General features: G+C 39.0%; 11 protein-coding genes. 6 read left to right on the top strand and 5 right to left on the bottom strand.

Annotation, left to right across the window (positions count from 1 at the left end; translation table 11 throughout):
• Positions 1-90 precede the first annotated feature (90 nt).
• Together dnaJ and dnaK are read right to left on the bottom strand one after the other, a co-directional pair.
• Complete coding sequence (gene dnaJ / locus GQR46_RS06385; protein ID WP_010553942.1) at positions 91-1,230, bottom strand: molecular chaperone DnaJ; 1,140 nt, start codon at positions 1,228-1,230, stop codon at positions 91-93.
• Positions 1,231-1,432: 202 nt separating this feature from the next.
• Positions 1,433-3,346 carry a molecular chaperone DnaK gene (dnaK, locus tag GQR46_RS06380; RefSeq protein ID WP_008171317.1) on the bottom strand — a complete coding sequence of 638 codons (1,914 nt, stop codon included), beginning with the start codon at positions 3,344-3,346 and terminating at the stop codon, positions 1,433-1,435.
• A 242-nt stretch (positions 3,347-3,588) separates the two neighbouring features.
• Here dnaK and GQR46_RS06375 point away from each other — a divergent pair, with 242 nt between their 5' ends.
• Positions 3,589-4,404 (top strand): thioesterase family protein, encoded by an 816-nt coding sequence (locus tag GQR46_RS06375; protein ID WP_024593153.1) that lies wholly within the window; start codon positions 3,589-3,591, stop codon positions 4,402-4,404.
• Here GQR46_RS06375 and GQR46_RS06370 read toward each other — a convergent pair.
• Positions 4,393-4,932: a transporter substrate-binding domain-containing protein gene (locus GQR46_RS06370; protein WP_033010339.1), complete on the bottom strand. Its 540-nt coding sequence runs from the start codon at positions 4,930-4,932 to the stop codon at positions 4,393-4,395. The genes GQR46_RS06375 and GQR46_RS06370 overlap by 12 nt on opposite strands.
• Positions 4,933-5,214: 282 nt before the next feature.
• Between GQR46_RS06370 and GQR46_RS06365 the strand changes: the two genes are divergently transcribed.
• The 4 genes from GQR46_RS06365 (at position 5,215) to GQR46_RS06350 (ending at position 10,481) form a co-directional block, all read left to right on the top strand.
• The gene (locus GQR46_RS06365; protein WP_024593151.1) at positions 5,215-6,381 is read left to right on the top strand and encodes a paraquat-inducible protein A; all 1,167 of its coding nucleotides are present in this window, start codon (positions 5,215-5,217) and stop codon (positions 6,379-6,381) included.
• A complete protein-coding gene (gene pqiB, locus GQR46_RS06360) occupies positions 6,378-8,033 on the top strand; it encodes an intermembrane transport protein PqiB (RefSeq protein ID WP_165740449.1) in 1,656 nt (551 codons plus the stop codon). Before GQR46_RS06365 ends, pqiB begins: the two co-directional genes overlap by 4 nt.
• Entirely contained in the window at positions 8,033-8,641 is a 609-nt protein-coding gene (locus GQR46_RS06355) for a PqiC family protein (RefSeq protein ID WP_007582431.1), read from the top strand. Before pqiB ends, GQR46_RS06355 begins: the two co-directional genes overlap by 1 nt.
• 457 nt (positions 8,642-9,098) lie before the next feature.
• Complete coding sequence (locus tag GQR46_RS06350; RefSeq protein WP_007582429.1) at positions 9,099-10,481, top strand: Na+/H+ antiporter NhaC family protein; 1,383 nt, start codon at positions 9,099-9,101, stop codon at positions 10,479-10,481.
• 67 nt (positions 10,482-10,548) lie between these two features.
• On the opposite strand, the gene GQR46_RS06345 is transcribed toward GQR46_RS06350, so the two are convergent.
• Complete coding sequence (locus GQR46_RS06345; RefSeq protein ID WP_165740447.1) at positions 10,549-13,431, bottom strand: insulinase family protein; 2,883 nt, start codon at positions 13,429-13,431, stop codon at positions 10,549-10,551.
• 238 nt (positions 13,432-13,669) lie between these two features.
• On the opposite strand from GQR46_RS06345, the gene GQR46_RS06340 reads away from it, so the two are divergent.
• Entirely contained in the window at positions 13,670-14,086 is a 417-nt protein-coding gene (locus GQR46_RS06340) for an MAPEG family protein (RefSeq protein ID WP_024593147.1), read from the top strand.
• Between the two features lie 64 nt (positions 14,087-14,150).
• On the opposite strand, the gene GQR46_RS06335 is transcribed toward GQR46_RS06340, so the two are convergent.
• The gene (locus tag GQR46_RS06335) at positions 14,151-14,900 is read right to left on the bottom strand and encodes a peptidylprolyl isomerase (protein ID WP_165740445.1); all 750 of its coding nucleotides are present in this window, start codon (positions 14,898-14,900) and stop codon (positions 14,151-14,153) included.
• Positions 14,901-14,981 lie beyond the last annotated feature (81 nt).

The raw sequence follows: 14,981 nt of genomic DNA, 5'->3' as shown, positions 1-14,981 counted from the left end.
TCATCTTTTTTATTCACAGTAACAAAAATTAAGTTTAAAGCAAAAAAAACGACGCTAAAAGCGTCGTTTTTTGTTCATAATAATTTAAATTTATTTAGTTAAATCATCAAAAAACTTTTTAACACCGTCAAAAAAGCCTTGCTCTTTAGGACGGTTTTTAGAGCTGTCTGTGCCCATGCTTTCATCTAACTCTTGAAGTAGTTCACGTTGACGCTCGTTAAGATTAACTGGCGTTTCGATTACCACTTTACAAATTAGATCGCCTTGGGCACCACTGCGTACAGACTTAACACCTTTGCCACGCATACGGAACATTTTGCCCGTTTGAGTTTCAGACGGTATTTTAAGTTTTGCACGACCATCAAGTGTTGGCACCTGAATTTCGCCACCAAGGCCTGCTGTAGTAAAGCTAATTGGTACTTCACAATATAAATTATTCGCTTCACGTACAAATATTTCATGTTCACGAACCGATACTTGCACGTACAAGTCGCCCGACGGCGCGCCATGCATTCCGGCTTCGCCTTCACCCGTTAAGCGAATACGGTCGCCTGTATCAACGCCAGCTGGAATTTTAACTGAAAGCGTTTTAGTTTTTTCTACGCGGCCTTGTCCATGACAACTGTTACAAGGGTCTGAAATAATTTGACCTTGTCCCTGACACGTTGGACACGTTTGCTGAACAGCAAAGAAACCTTGGCGCATTTGCACCTGGCCAGCACCATGACATGTAGTACATGTTTTAGGCTTAGAACCCGCTTTAGCACCACTGCCATCACATGGCTCACAACCAACCCATGTAGGTACTTTAATTTCAACTTCTTTACCACGAACAGCTTCTTCTAAGCTTAAGTCCATGTTGTAACGTAAATCAGATCCACGTTGTTGACGAGATTGACGTCGACCACCGCCGCCACCAAAAATATCGCCAAATACATCGCCAAATACATCACCAAAGTCGCCATGTCCGCCACCAAAACCACCGTGACCACCGCCACCACCTTGTTCAAAGGCTGCGTGACCATGTTGGTCATACATTTGACGTTTTTGATCGTCGGTTAAAATTTCGTACGCTTCTTTAACTTCTTTAAATTTTATTTCGAGATCTTTATCGCCTGCGGTACGATCTGGATGATATTTCATCGCTAAGCGTTTATACGCTTTTTTTATGTCTCGCTCACTCGCATCTTTGCTTACGCCGAGGACTTCGTAATAATCGCGTTTTGACATATCTATCACACTACTCTTTTCTGTTTACAGCGTAAGCTGCAGGATAAATCGATAAATCGCATCGATTTATCATTGAATTTTTAAACCTTGAATACATGCAAAAGGCGCGACAAGCTATTGCTCGCGCGCCTCAATTGTTCATCCTAACCTAAACACCTAACTGAGTTAAGTGTTTTTGGCTAGCGAGAAGCGGTAGCAACAATTACTTGTCGTCTTTCACTTCTTCGAACTCTGCATCAACAACGTCGTCGTCTTGCTTAGTTGACTGTTGTTCGCCAGCGTCTGCTGAACCTTGCTGTGCTTTCGCTTGAGCAATTTCCATTAGTTTTTGAGACTTTTCAGCAAGAGCTTGAGTTTTAGCTTCAATCTCTTCTTTATTGTCGCTCTTAATTGCAGCTTCTAAATCTACAACAGCAGCTTCAATTGCTTCTTTGTCTTCGTTTGGTAATGCATCGCCAGCTTCTTCAATTTGCTTACGTGTACCGTGAACTAAAGCGTCAGCTTGGTTACGAGCAGCTACAAGTTCTTCAAACTTTTTATCGTCTTCAGCATGTGCTTCTGCATCACGAACCATCGCTTCAATTTCGTCATCGCTTAAGCCTGAAGATGCTTGAATCGTAATCTTTTGCTCTTTACCTGTATCTTTATCTTTCGCAGATACATGTAAGATACCATCGGCATCAACATCAAATGTTACTTCGATTTGTGGTGTACCACGTTGTGCTGGACGAATACCTTCTAGGTTAAATTGACCTAGAGATTTATTGTCGCTTGAACGTTTACGCTCGCCTTGAAGTACATGAATTGTTACAGCAGATTGATTATCTTCAGCTGTTGAGAACGTTTGCGATTTCTTAGTAGGAATCGTCGTGTTTTTCTCAATCAATGCAGTCATTACTGAACCCATTGTCTCAATACCTAGAGATAATGGAGAAACGTCTAGTAATAGTACATCTTTAACGTCACCAGCAAGTACACCACCTTGAATCGCTGCGCCTACGGCTACTGCTTCATCAGGGTTAACATCTTTACGAGGTTCTTTACCGAAGAACTCTGCAACGATTTTTTGTACTAAAGGCATACGTGTTTGACCACCAACAAGAATAATGTCGTTGATGTCGCTTACTGATAAATCAGCATCAGCAAGTGCACGTTTAAGTGGCTCAATTGTTTTAGTTACTAAATCTTCAACTAGTGACTCAAGCTTAGCACGTGTTAGTTTCACGTTCATGTGCTTAGGACCAGATGCATCAGCGGTTACATACGGAAGGTTTACTTCTGTAGACTGTGCAGATGAAAGTTCAATTTTTGCTTTTTCAGCAGCTTCTTTAACACGTTGCATTGCAAGCGGATCATTTTTAAGGTCTAAGCCTTGATCTTTCTTGAATTCAGCTACTAAGTAGTTGATTACGCGGTTATCGAAATCTTCACCACCTAAGTGAGTGTCGCCGTTTGTAGCAAGTACTTCAAAAGTGTGCTCGCCTTCAACTTCATCAATTTCAATGATTGATAAATCGAAAGTACCGCCACCTAAGTCATATACTGCAACTACGTTTTCGCCACGGTTTTTATCCATACCGTAAGCAAGTGCCGCAGCAGTTGGCTCATTGATAATACGTTTAACTTCAAGACCCGCAATACGACCAGCATCTTTCGTAGCTTGACGTTGTGAATCATTAAAGTATGCAGGTACTGTGATTACGGCTTCAGTTACTTCTTCACCTAAGAAGTCTTCAGCTGTTTTCTTCATTTTTTTCAGTACTTCAGCAGAAATTTGTGGTGCAGCGCGTTTTTCGCCGCCCGCTTCTACCCATGCATCGCCGTTATCAGCTTTAACAATTTTAAACGGCATGATGCCGATATCGCGTTGTACTTCTTCGTCTTCAAAACGACGACCAATTAAACGCTTAATTGCAAATAATGTGTTTGTCGGGTTAGTAACCGCTTGACGCTTAGCAGATTGACCTACTAATGTTTCGCCGTCTTGCGTGTAAGCAATAATAGACGGGGTTGTGCGATCGCCTTCCGCGTTTTCAATAACACGTGCTTTGCCACCATCAAGTACTGCAACACAAGAGTTTGTAGTACCTAAATCGATTCCAATAATTTTACCCATGAAACTTCTCCAACTTCAATATTCGTTAATACGTTCGATGACATAGTAAATAGGGATGCGCCAAACTTATTTCAACTGTAAAAATGAAAAAAAATTCATTTTTTATGATTTATTTACAAAATAACCCTAATAATTGTAAGGAATGATGATTTTTACACCGCTGGAGTCGCTTTTAATTACTGGTCTGACTAGTTTGATTGTGTTATAAATTTATTAAATCGCACTATAAAAGGATATCTTCTATGCATTTTGAACAATTACTTCAGCAAGCTTCAAAAATTGGAAATTCAGACAATACCGAACAATCAACTAGCACAATGCAATTCCCAGAAAACTGGTGTCAGGGCAGAACTGCTTTTGGTGGGCTTTCGGCTGCGCTGTTATATCAAGCAATCAGAGGCAAGGTAACGGATGATCGTCGCTTACTTTCACTCAGTACTAATTTTGTAGGGCCATTACTTGCCGATACCTCTTTTTCATTGTCTGTTGAAATACTGCGCCAAGGTAAAAGCAGTACACAGGTACTCGCCAAAGCGATTCAAAATGAACAAGTGTGCGTAATTGTACAAGCGTGTTTTGCTAAAAGTAGAGAGTCGGGTATTAATGTGCCTGTTTCGAAGTCTTTGGGTTTAAAGCCAGTAGATGAGCGCCACACGTTACCTTTTATAAAAGGTCAGATGCCTGAATTTTTCCAACATGTTGATTTATGCCCCCAACAAGGTGCTATGCCATTTAGTAGTGCAGAAACTTCTCATTTAGGTGGCTGGATGCGCTTTAAACATACGCCCGAACAAATAACTGAAGCCCATGTGATTGCACTTACCGATGCATGGCCGCCAACACTTTTACAAATGTTTAAACAACCCGCTCCTGCAAGTAGCATGTCGTGGTATTTAGAATTTGTGCAAGAGCCAAACTTAACACCTGGAGAATGGCTTGGCTTTGAAGCAATTACTCATCATTCAAAAGATGGTTACGGTTTAGAGGATGGCTGTATATGGTCGCAGTCGGGTGAGCTAATAGCGCTTACACGTCAAACAGTGGCTTTATTTGATTGATGAATGGGTTTGGCCTTCATCAACAATCCTTTTATAAGTACCATTTTGCTTGATGAGCGCCAAACCAATATCAAACTCAGTAGCTAAAGAGAAGTTGTTAAAATAAGCAGGTCGATCTGCTTTTGGAAATAAAGTGTAAATTTGCACAGCTTCGGGGGATTTATGTTGATTGTAGTAATAGTAAAAAATACGCTTATCTAACACAATTACATCAACCCAACCTTTTAACAGCTTATCTACCTGCGCTTTTTGATTAATAACCTCTTGATATGAGCTAAAGTGTTTAACATTCCTTTTAAATATAGGAGGCAGATATGCCGTTGCATTTTGAAAAGCAAGAACGTTTTTATTAAACATGCCTTCTATTTTATCGATGTTATATTTATTTCGCTTGAGTGTAATGGCCACATTTTCATAACTAAGTACCGTTTTACTTGGATAAATACCCGCACTAATTCCTCCAGCATAATTTAAAAGTATATCTACTCCTTTATTATGTAATTGATGCTCAGCGCGTTTATTCGACATATATTGCACATTAATATTAGCAAATCCATTGGCATTTAACGCGGCTTTTATTAATAGCCACAGCATTTTGCGAGCAAATAAAGAGCCACATTAATATGTAGTAAAAATAATATTTCACATGCTTCCTTTATATAACGAACAGCTTGATAGCAGAACGCGTTGTATTAATGTATTAAATATAGCAAAATTGAAGAAATATTCTTCTTGCTTGGTATTAAATTGCAAACTGTATGCCCCTGCTGCGATCTGATCATAGATATACCTCGCATAATCGCAAAACAAATGGCGATATGCCCACATTGCCACCATAAACTTTGCGAAGCCGATGTTAATCACGATAGTCGTATAGTTGCACTAAGCTTTAGCGCACTATTAATGCTGCTGAGCAGTATGTTTTACCCTTTTATTTCTTTTAGCAGTAGTGGTATTACTCAAACTATTACTCTGCCCGACGCGGCTCGGATTTTATTTAATTACGATAGTGAACTGCTTGGCTTATTTATCGATTTGAGCATTATTGCTCTGCCTATGGGTTTGCTTCTTATTTTAATTCCTTTGCATCTTGGGCTTTTAAAAACATTACCAGAGGGCATAGCAAGGCGACTACTAAAGTTCACCCTTGCGTTAGAGCCCTGGATTATGTCGGAAATATTTTTAATTGGCGTACTTGTTAGTATGGTTAAAATCATGTCGCTGGCTGATATTAGCTTTGGCACGAGTTTTTGGGCTTATGTGGGGTTTGTTATTTTATACATAGCCGCGCTTGTTCACTTAAATCGCCCACGCTTATGGGCTCAAATAAAGCCTGTAAAAGTACTCGAAGGCGCAGAGCATGCTAAACGTGCAATAGATGAAAATATTAAAGCTTGCCATGTGTGCCATCAACTTTGTACAGGTAATGTATGCCAGCGTTGCCATACTAAAACACATGTCAGAAACCCTTACAGCGTACAAAAAGCAGCAGCTTGGCTAATTACCTCTGTTGTTTGTTATATTCCAGCTAATGTTTTGCCTATTATGCATACCACTAGTCTTGGGGATGAATCCCCTTCAACTTTAATTGGTGGCGTAATTACACTTTGGAAAAGTGGCTCCTACCCTATTGCCGCTATTATATTTTTAGCCAGCGTTGTGGTGCCACTTGCTAAAGCTTTTGTATTGAGCTTTTTATGCTTTATGGTAACGAGGCCTGCCAATAGACATACAAAAAGTTACACCCGAATTTATCAACTGACTGAGTTTATTGGAAAATGGTCGATGATAGATGTATTCGTGGTTGCTATTTTAGTTGCCTTAGTTCAACTGGGTAATTTAATGTCAGTAACACCAGGATTAGGCATTGTATTTTTTACAGTTATGGTAATATGCCAAATGATGGCTGCCCATGCCTTTGACCCACGCTTGTTGTGGGATTCCCCTAAAAACAAAAAATCAGAGAACAAAGCATGACCGAAACTGCCGAAATAACAAAAGAACCGAAAATTTCCGCTATCTGGATCATTCCGGCAATTGCGCTGTTAGTGGGCATGTGGATGTTATACCAATACCAAGCTAATAAAGGCCCTACAATTTTTATCGAAATGCCACAAGCTGAGGGCATTATTGCAGGTAAAACTGAAATAAAAGTGCGCAGTGTAAAAATAGGTCAAATTGATCATGTTCGACTATCAGACACCCAAGACAGCGTTATTGCCCGTGCGCAAATAGACAAAAACTACAATAACTTATTAACTGATGATGCCAAAATTTGGGTCGTAAAACCACGCATTGATGAAACGGGTATTAGCGGAATGAGCACGCTATTGTCTGGTGTATATTTAGAGTTTTCACCCGGTGAAAGTAAAGAGCTAAAAGAGCGTTTTAAATTACAAGACGAACCCGCCCTCATTGGTAAAGATGTGAAAGGTGGCCGTTTCAAATTAATGAGTTACAACGCTGAAGTGCTTGATGTGAGTACCGGTATATTTTTCAAAAATTACAAAATAGGTCAAATAGAAACCGCCACTTTTGATTGGGAAAACCAAGCAATGAAGTACGGCGTATTTATTAAAGAACCTTATCAAAATCTCATCACCATGAACTCTATTTTTTGGGTGAACGCAGGGATTGAAATTGACCTATCTGCCGATGGCATCAATATTAATACGGGCTCTTTAAGTAAACTTTTAAAAGGCGGTATTTCGGTTGGCTTACCTGAACAACAGGCCCCGGGTGAAATAGCACAAGATGGGCATAGCTTTTCATTAAGCCAAAGCTATAAAGAAGCGCTAGAAGAGCGCTTTTACGATTTTGATTACTACCTCATTGAATTTGAACAATCAGTTCGAGGACTACGCACAGGTGCTCCTGTCGAATATAGAGGTATGCGTGTAGGTACTGTTGTTGAAACCCCTGCCAATGTAATTATTGACGGTAAACCTGCCCACTTTAGAAACCATAATACGGCGGTTCCAGTACTTATAAAAGTAGAATACGGACGCTTGTATCACGACAGTGCCTCAGCTAAAGAGTATTGGCAAGGTAGTTTAAAAGGCTGGATTGAAAGTGGTATGCGCGCCTCGTTAAAGCCTGGTAATTTATTAACGGGTGCAGTGTACGTTGATTTTGATATATACCCAGATGCACCGCAAGCACACCTAGGTAAACTTGTGCAGTATGATGTTTTTCCGAGTATTTCTAGCGGCATAACCGTATTAGCAGACCAAGTATCTGACGTACTTAATAAAGTAAATAACTTAAAAGTTGAAGATAGCTTAGAACAAATGCAAGCCACATTTACCGATTACCGAGCGCTTGCTAATGAAACGCGAGAGTTACTAAGCCAAAAAGATACACAAAACTTACCAGGCGACTTTAATCGTAATTTCGAAAAGATGACAAAAAGTATGGAGCAGTTTGAAGTAACTATGCGCCAATTTGATAAAACCATGGCCAGTTACCAAGCAGGTTCTGAACTTCATCATCAAATACAGCAAACATTAAAAGAGTTTAAACGTTTAAGCGAGGGCCTACAGCCTCTAACTCGCGGATTAAACGAGCAACCTAATATGCTAATTTTTGATAAATCATTACCAGCAGATCCAAAACCAAGGAAGCAATAATGAAATCGTTATTTTTAACTGCAAGTTTATTATTACTATTGGCAGGTTGTAGTTCATCAATACAAACTGCGACACAGTATTACCAGTTTGAGCAGCCTATTGGCGCCTCGTCTCGAAATGTGACAGACACAGACGCACAATTAAGAATACAAACAGTTGTACTTAGAGGTGCTTTAAATAATTTAGGTATTGCTATGAAAATAGATAGCAACCAAATTCATGCCGCAAATTACAACCTGTGGGGCGAATCGCCGGATGTAATGCTCACTGCAACAGCCCAGCAAACTCTTTTTAATGCTATGCCAAATTGGATGGTAATAAAGGGCTTACCGGTCATTACTGAACTCGATCAGCAAACGTTTTATGAGCTTGAATACGAAATTCACCACTTTAATGGCGATATGGAAGGTAACGCTGATATTTCAGGGCTTTGGCGTTTATATTACACACACCCTGAAACAGGCCGACGTCTTATAAGTATTCATAATTTTTCAAACCTAGTGCCTATCGATGATGATGGATACGACGGTTTAGTTTCAACGCTTGAAGCAACATGGCTAAATATAAACCTAAATGTTGCAAAACAAATAGAACAAGCAAGACTTTAATCATTAAGTGAAAATATAATTACGGCGGTTTTATCATCAATTACCGTCGAATCTTACTTTTTTCTGCTTCTTCAATAATTTTTTAAGTTGATGAATGGCATCTCTTTACATCAAGGAATTAGCGCTACAAAGCACTCTATTAAACCGCCTCTAATAAAATTTTATCAAACATGTAAATTTTTGTTGACTGAAATTAAAAAGCGGATTATTTTTGCGCCGATGTTTTTACAGGCACAACAATAGCGGTTTGCACTCCTTGCACCGTCTGGCGCCAAAGCCAACGCGTTTCACTTAAGCCGCTATTTAACATAACTGTTTATGTGTCCCTCCCACGCGTACAAAAGCAGTGACTTGGAAAATGATTTAACAACAAACTTATCATCTTCTTTGTTTTTGTATAAGCAGCTTGAAAATTAATTTAATTTTGATGCATGCTTTTAATTTTGTGAATACTTAAATGCTTGAACCTTCTGCGTTGAGTTTACTACCACCGTTAGTGGTGGTTGTATTGGCTGTTGTATTACGCCGCCCTATTTTATCTTTACTTATTGGTGCTTTAGTTGGTTTAGTTATAGCCGACCCTGCACAGGTACTTACTAACTTTGCGAGTACATCGCTAAAAGTGATGACAGACGAAACCATCGGCTGGCTAATACTTGTATGTGGTGGTTTTGGCGCACTTATCGCACTATTAGTGCGTACAGGTGGCGCATCGGCTTTTGGCAAGTTAGCTCTTAAGTACACCAAAGGTAAGCGTTCATCGTTGTTCATGACCTTTTGTTTAGGTGTGGTTATTTTTATTGATGACTACTTAAATGCGCTTACCGTGGGTGAAACCATGAAACGCATTACCGATAAATTTAAAGTTAGCCGCGAAATGCTTGCTTACGTTGTTGACTCAACTGCGGCACCAATTTGTGTGCTTGTCCCTTTATCTACCTGGGCGGTATTTTTTAGTGGCTTATTGGTAGATAACGGTATTGCTGAAGAAGGCAAAGGTATTGCTGTTTATATTCAAGCTATTCCGTACATGTTTTACGCGTGGTTTGCAGTGCTTGTTGTTTTACTTGTTGTGTTGGGTGTTATTCCTGCGATTGGTCCAATGAAAAAAGCAGAACAAATGGCGCAAATTGAGCAAGCTCAAGTCGATCCAGCTCAATACAATAACGTTCAAACGGCAGATGAATACGCAGTAAAAGCAGCTGAAGAAAACTTTGAAGACGCTGATCCTAAAGGTAAATTACGTAACTTTTTGGTGCCGATTATTTTACTGGTTGCATTTACTGTTTACTTTGAAATTGACGTATACAAAGGCTTATTAGCAACAATGGCGGTCACTCTCCCATTTTATGCACTACAAAAATTAATGAGCGTAAGTGAAATGATTGAGCGCATGCTTGATGGCTTTAAAAGTATGATCCCCGCGATTGGTACTGTTATAGCGGCGTTTATATTTAAAGATGTATGCGACTTAATTGGTTTACCTCAGTTTGTTATTGGCAGCTTAAGCCCTTATATGACTGCTGCATATTTACCAGCCGTGGTATTTATTTCAATGGCTATTTTAGCGTTTGCAACAGGGTCGAGCTGGGGTATTTTTGCTGTATCAATTCCGATTGTTATGCCACTGGCAAATGCGGTTGATGCAAACATACCACTGGTCATTGGTGCGCTATTATCGGCTTCTTCTTTTGGTAGCCAAGCGTGTTTTTACTCAGATTCAACCGTACTCGCAGCGCAAGGCTCTGGTTGTAATTTAATGAGCCATGCCGTTACACAATTGCCTTACACGCTAATTGCTGCGGCATTAGCTGTTATAGGCTTTTTAATAATGGCTTAAATTTACTTAAATAAAAACCCCAATGTAGCAATACATTGGGGTTTATTTTTAGCTGTATAAATAAAGCTTATTTTTGTAGTTTAATACCATTGTAATAGGCATCAAGCGTTGTGATTTTAGTTTGATTTGGTAAATCGGCAAAGTCACTTTCTATAAACTTAGTACCACGTAATTGCACATTTAAACGTGCCGCATTAGGATTAAGCATTGTTTGCTTGTAGTAGTCTTTTATATCTGCAAGCGTTACTTTTTCAACTTCATCAATCAGCTTTTGCTTAGAATCAAAGGTAAAATTTTCACGGTACCAATCGTTTATAAGTGGGCTCATTTCGTCACTTAAGTTTTTAGGCTGCTCTTTAAGCGATACTAGGGTTGAATTTTTAAGCTGCTCAAAAGTCTCTTCGCTCATGTTATCAAGTTCAACTGCGTATTCTTTTTTAAACTTATCAAAACGAGCTTGTATTTCTTTAGGACCTTTAACCGGTGTTTGAATATACAAACCAATTGCTGAGTAATCCTCGATTGGGCGAGCTAATGCACCTACTGCGTATGCAAGCTGCTCCTCAGTACGCATTTTATCAAACGCAACTGTTCTAAAGTGGCTTTGTAATACAGCCGCTTCTGCTTTTTGTTTGTAACCCGCAACAGGGTGAACGGTCATATCAACCACCGCTACATCGGCTACATCAATATCTTTTTGCAGTACCAGCGTTTCGCCCGGTTGTGGCAACCATGCTTTGCTTCGCGCAAATTCACTGCGTTTATGGTTGCTTGGTAATGTTGCACTTAATTCGTCTGCAATCGCGTCTATATCTTGCTGATTGTAGTTACCGTAACTAAATACGCGTAAATCGTTTTGTGCAAACGTAGCTGTTTTTAATTGTGCTAAGTCGGCAACACTCACTGAGTCAGCGGCTTTAATAAGCGCGTCTGTATCAAAACCACCTGTACGCGTTAGTTTTGAATACTCGCCAAATGCTTGTGCATACGGAAACTGTTTTTGTTGGTTTAGTAAATTACGTTTAAAGCGATCAACTGCTTGGCTAAATGCTTGTGCTGTTTCATCGGCTTTTAATCCGGTTAAAGCTTGTTTAAGCAATACATCTTGTTTATCTGTAAAACCACTCATAGATAAAACAAGACCATTACTCGGCGCAAGGCTTACACTCATACCAGCGATTGCTGCTTCGGTACTTAACTGACTTTGTTGAATATTGTATAAATCAGCCCAAACAGAATAAAGTACTTCTGCCTTAATATCGTTCAAACCGGGTTGAGTATTTATATAAACTTCAACAAGCCCTTTTGGCTGCTCTGCAAATTTTTGACTTGCTTGGCGCCATACTTTTACACCATTTTTATCGTAAGCAAGCTCAGGGTGTTTTTGCTCTTTAAATGCTTGAGTTTTTATTGCAAAATTTTCAGGCAATAAATTGTTTACAGTTGGTAGTGCTAACTTAAATTCGCTTGGTTTTTTCCAGCTTGCAATCTCTTGTTCGCTAATGTCACTGATGCGGTATTTACCGTCGTAAAAGTGTAGTTGCGAGTCAGTCTCTTCTTGCTGCGATACATACCAAATGCGAAGAGTATCGGCATTTAACTGCTCAAGTACTTTATTTACAGCATCAGCGTCAAATTTTGCATAATAGTAAGGTGCATTAATAGCGTGATTTAACGGATAGTCTTGCATGCTTTGTGTAAGTGAACTTACATAATTAAACTCATCACCTTTTTCTAAAAACTTAAACTGGTTATTTAGTGATGTACGAATTTCGTTGAAGTACTTGCTATCAACGCCCTCTTTTTTAATTAAATCGATGTACTGCATAATAGTCGCAACTATTTCGTCACGATTTTTCATGCCTTCATCTGTAAGCTCTGCGTTTACGTTTAATGACCCGTAGTTACCATATTGATTTGGTGCAGCTGAAGCTGACAACTGAGATACCCACCCTTTGTCACGAAGCAGTTGCGCTGGGCTGCCCGGCATTTCATTACTTAGTAAATACGCTACAAATCGGTTTGGTTTAAGCGCGAATTCGCTATTATTATTAGCAATGGTGAAATCAAGTTGTAGCTGTTTTACATCTTCATTTGGTGCATAAAACACGCGTTTACCGCCAGCGTTATCAAAATCAAGTTTTGCAGTTACTGCTGGTTTTTCGATGTGTTTATTTTTTATATCAGCAAAGTATTTTTGTGCTTTTTGCTCCATTTCAGCAATAGGTAAATTAGAAATAAGCGCTACTTTCATGACATTTGAAGAATAATATTTATTATAAAAATCAACCGTTTCTTTGTGAAGAGAACTATTTCCTTTGTCACCAAGTGTTTCTAGGTTACCAATTAAAAAGCGATTAGCTGGGTGATCGCCCATCATTTTACGCGCTAGTTTAAATTGACCAAAAAAGTCCATTTCGCGACGCATTGACCACTCTGCGTTTACTGCATTTTTTTCTTTGTCTGTGTATTCAGGGTATAACTTAGGTGCTTTAAAAAAGTCGGCAAAACGGTCTAGCCCTTCATCAAACGCGTCGTTATTAATTTTAAACATGTAATTAGTAATATCGAGCCAAGTATACGCATTGTGCGCGCCACCATTTTTGGTCATAAAATCAGAATACCCTTTTGTATCTGGGTAACGATCAGTGCCTAAAAACAGCATGTGTTCTAAATAATGCGCCATACCCTGTTGCGACATCGGGTCGTGTAGTAAACCTACACCTACACTTAGTGCCGCTGCTGACTTTTCAGCACCAGGATCAGACACTAAAATAACTTCAATGTCGTTTGCTAATTTAAGTGTTTTATATTCGCGGTTATCGTTAGGACTTACAACTAACGTGTCTGATAATAAAGAGGCCGGAGGCGCCACAGAAACCGAAGCTGTATTTGAACAACCACTTAAAACTGCAAGTGCGATAGCACTAAAACCAATAATCTTTTTCATTTTTGTTTTCCATTAAAAAGCATTGCGCAAAATAGCATGCGCCAATTCAAAGCAATATAGTTAAGCTAAACTAACATTTTCAATTAATAACTTTCTACAAAATAACGCTATTTTGTGTAACACATTGTGAAAAATGTCTTCATAATCGGCTATTAGTTGCGAGTCTGCCAACTTTCGAGATTAAAAATCATTCAATATCAAAAGATACACAAACTCTAAATAATAATAAGGAAAAACAATGGAAAAAATCATCATACTTGCCATGTTTGCACAAGTTACGCTTTCACTGGTTGTCATGCTCATTATGGGTAAAAGGCGCTTTGCAGCAGCTAAAAACAAACAATTAGATTTAAGCGATTTTAAAACAATGCAATTAGATAAGGCTGGCGACACTATTAGGGTTGCAGATAGAAACTTTTCAAATCAGTTTGAAATACCTGTGCTTTTTTACGCGGGGTGTTTACTTGCACTACAGCTAAATAGCGCCAGTACACTTGTGGCTATACTGGCCTGTTTATTTGTAGCAACACGTATTGTGCATAGTGTTATTCATTTAGGTGAAAATAACGTACGAGCACGTTTTAAAGTGTTTTTACTAGGTTGTGCTTGTGTGTTTTCAATTTGGCTTGCGATGGTTTGGCGAGTATTACTTTAAACAGCAAAGTTTAATAATAATGTGGGCGGCTGGTTTACGCCATCCACATTACCGTTAATTTTAATTATTTAGCACGTTTTAAACGAGGAACCGCAAGTAAAAAAGCACCTAAAAGCCAAATTAATCCGCCGCCAGAACTGCTACCTGAATCTGTTGATGTGTCAGAATCAATTAGCGTATTTTCAGTAACAGTAAGACCTGCCGCTGAATTAGGATCATCATCCATTACCGCCACGTTTTGAATAGTCACTAAATTAGCACTGCTAATTGTTACATCATTGCTTGAGCATTGCTCAGTGGTAATACCAACCACCGGTGTATCACCACAATGCACCAATGCGGCGATTTTATCTAAAGTAGACTGACTCGCAGCTGTTATTTGCCCAAACACAGTAAAACCACCGTTTTGTGTATCTAGCGCTGCACTTCCTGCGCTGTTATTAGCCATATTAAAAAACCACTGGCTTGTAGCGCTATTCTCATTGCCTGATAACTTAGCCATTGCAATGGTGCCTTTAACGTTTGAAAAAACAGGCTCATTTTCTACGGCTGGCTTTGTAGTAATCGCATCTAATGAATCAGAGTATGTAAATCCACCACCTTGAATAACAAAGTTACTCACAGAACGGTGAATCACTGTTTCGTTATATGAATCATCTTGAACATAACTTAAAAAATTTGCGACTGTTTTAGGTGTTTGTTGATCAAATAAGTTAATTTCTATGACACCTTGGCTCGTGTTCATTTCGATAATAGTGGCAGTACTTGTAAAGCTTGCTGCGGCGAGTGCTGAGCCAAGTAAGAGTTTTTTCATGTTATATCCTGTTGTTATATTTATTTAAATAATTGTTAATACAAGTAAGTTAATATTATTCAGTTAAAAAATCGATGATAA

This window comes from Pseudoalteromonas sp. Z1A6, from assembly GCF_011378745.1.
GTDB classification, from domain to species: domain Bacteria; phylum Pseudomonadota; class Gammaproteobacteria; order Enterobacterales; family Alteromonadaceae; genus Pseudoalteromonas; species Pseudoalteromonas arctica.
Note: the sequence above shows the minus strand (reverse complement) of the source record. Positions and strands in the feature narration are given on the sequence as shown.

What these genes read in the sequence shown, in the direction of transcription:
- dnaJ (WP_010553942.1), bottom strand. Translation starts at nt 1,230, where the DNA reads ATGTCAAAACGCGATTATTACGAAGTCCTCGGCGTAAGCAAAGATGCG.
- dnaK (WP_008171317.1), bottom strand. Translation starts at nt 3,346, where the DNA reads ATGGGTAAAATTATTGGAATCGATTTAGGTACTACAAACTCTTGTGTT.
- GQR46_RS06375 (WP_024593153.1), top strand. Translation starts at nt 3,589, where the DNA reads ATGCATTTTGAACAATTACTTCAGCAAGCTTCAAAAATTGGAAATTCA.
- GQR46_RS06370 (WP_033010339.1), bottom strand. Translation starts at nt 4,932, where the DNA reads ATGTCGAATAAACGCGCTGAGCATCAATTACATAATAAAGGAGTAGAT.
- GQR46_RS06365 (WP_024593151.1), top strand. Translation starts at nt 5,215, where the DNA reads ATGGCGATATGCCCACATTGCCACCATAAACTTTGCGAAGCCGATGTT.
- pqiB (WP_165740449.1), top strand. Translation starts at nt 6,378, where the DNA reads ATGACCGAAACTGCCGAAATAACAAAAGAACCGAAAATTTCCGCTATC.
- GQR46_RS06355 (WP_007582431.1), top strand. Translation starts at nt 8,033, where the DNA reads ATGAAATCGTTATTTTTAACTGCAAGTTTATTATTACTATTGGCAGGT.
- GQR46_RS06350 (WP_007582429.1), top strand. Translation starts at nt 9,099, where the DNA reads ATGCTTGAACCTTCTGCGTTGAGTTTACTACCACCGTTAGTGGTGGTT.
- GQR46_RS06345 (WP_165740447.1), bottom strand. Translation starts at nt 13,431, where the DNA reads ATGAAAAAGATTATTGGTTTTAGTGCTATCGCACTTGCAGTTTTAAGT.
- GQR46_RS06340 (WP_024593147.1), top strand. Translation starts at nt 13,670, where the DNA reads ATGGAAAAAATCATCATACTTGCCATGTTTGCACAAGTTACGCTTTCA.
- GQR46_RS06335 (WP_165740445.1), bottom strand. Translation starts at nt 14,900, where the DNA reads ATGAAAAAACTCTTACTTGGCTCAGCACTCGCCGCAGCAAGCTTTACA.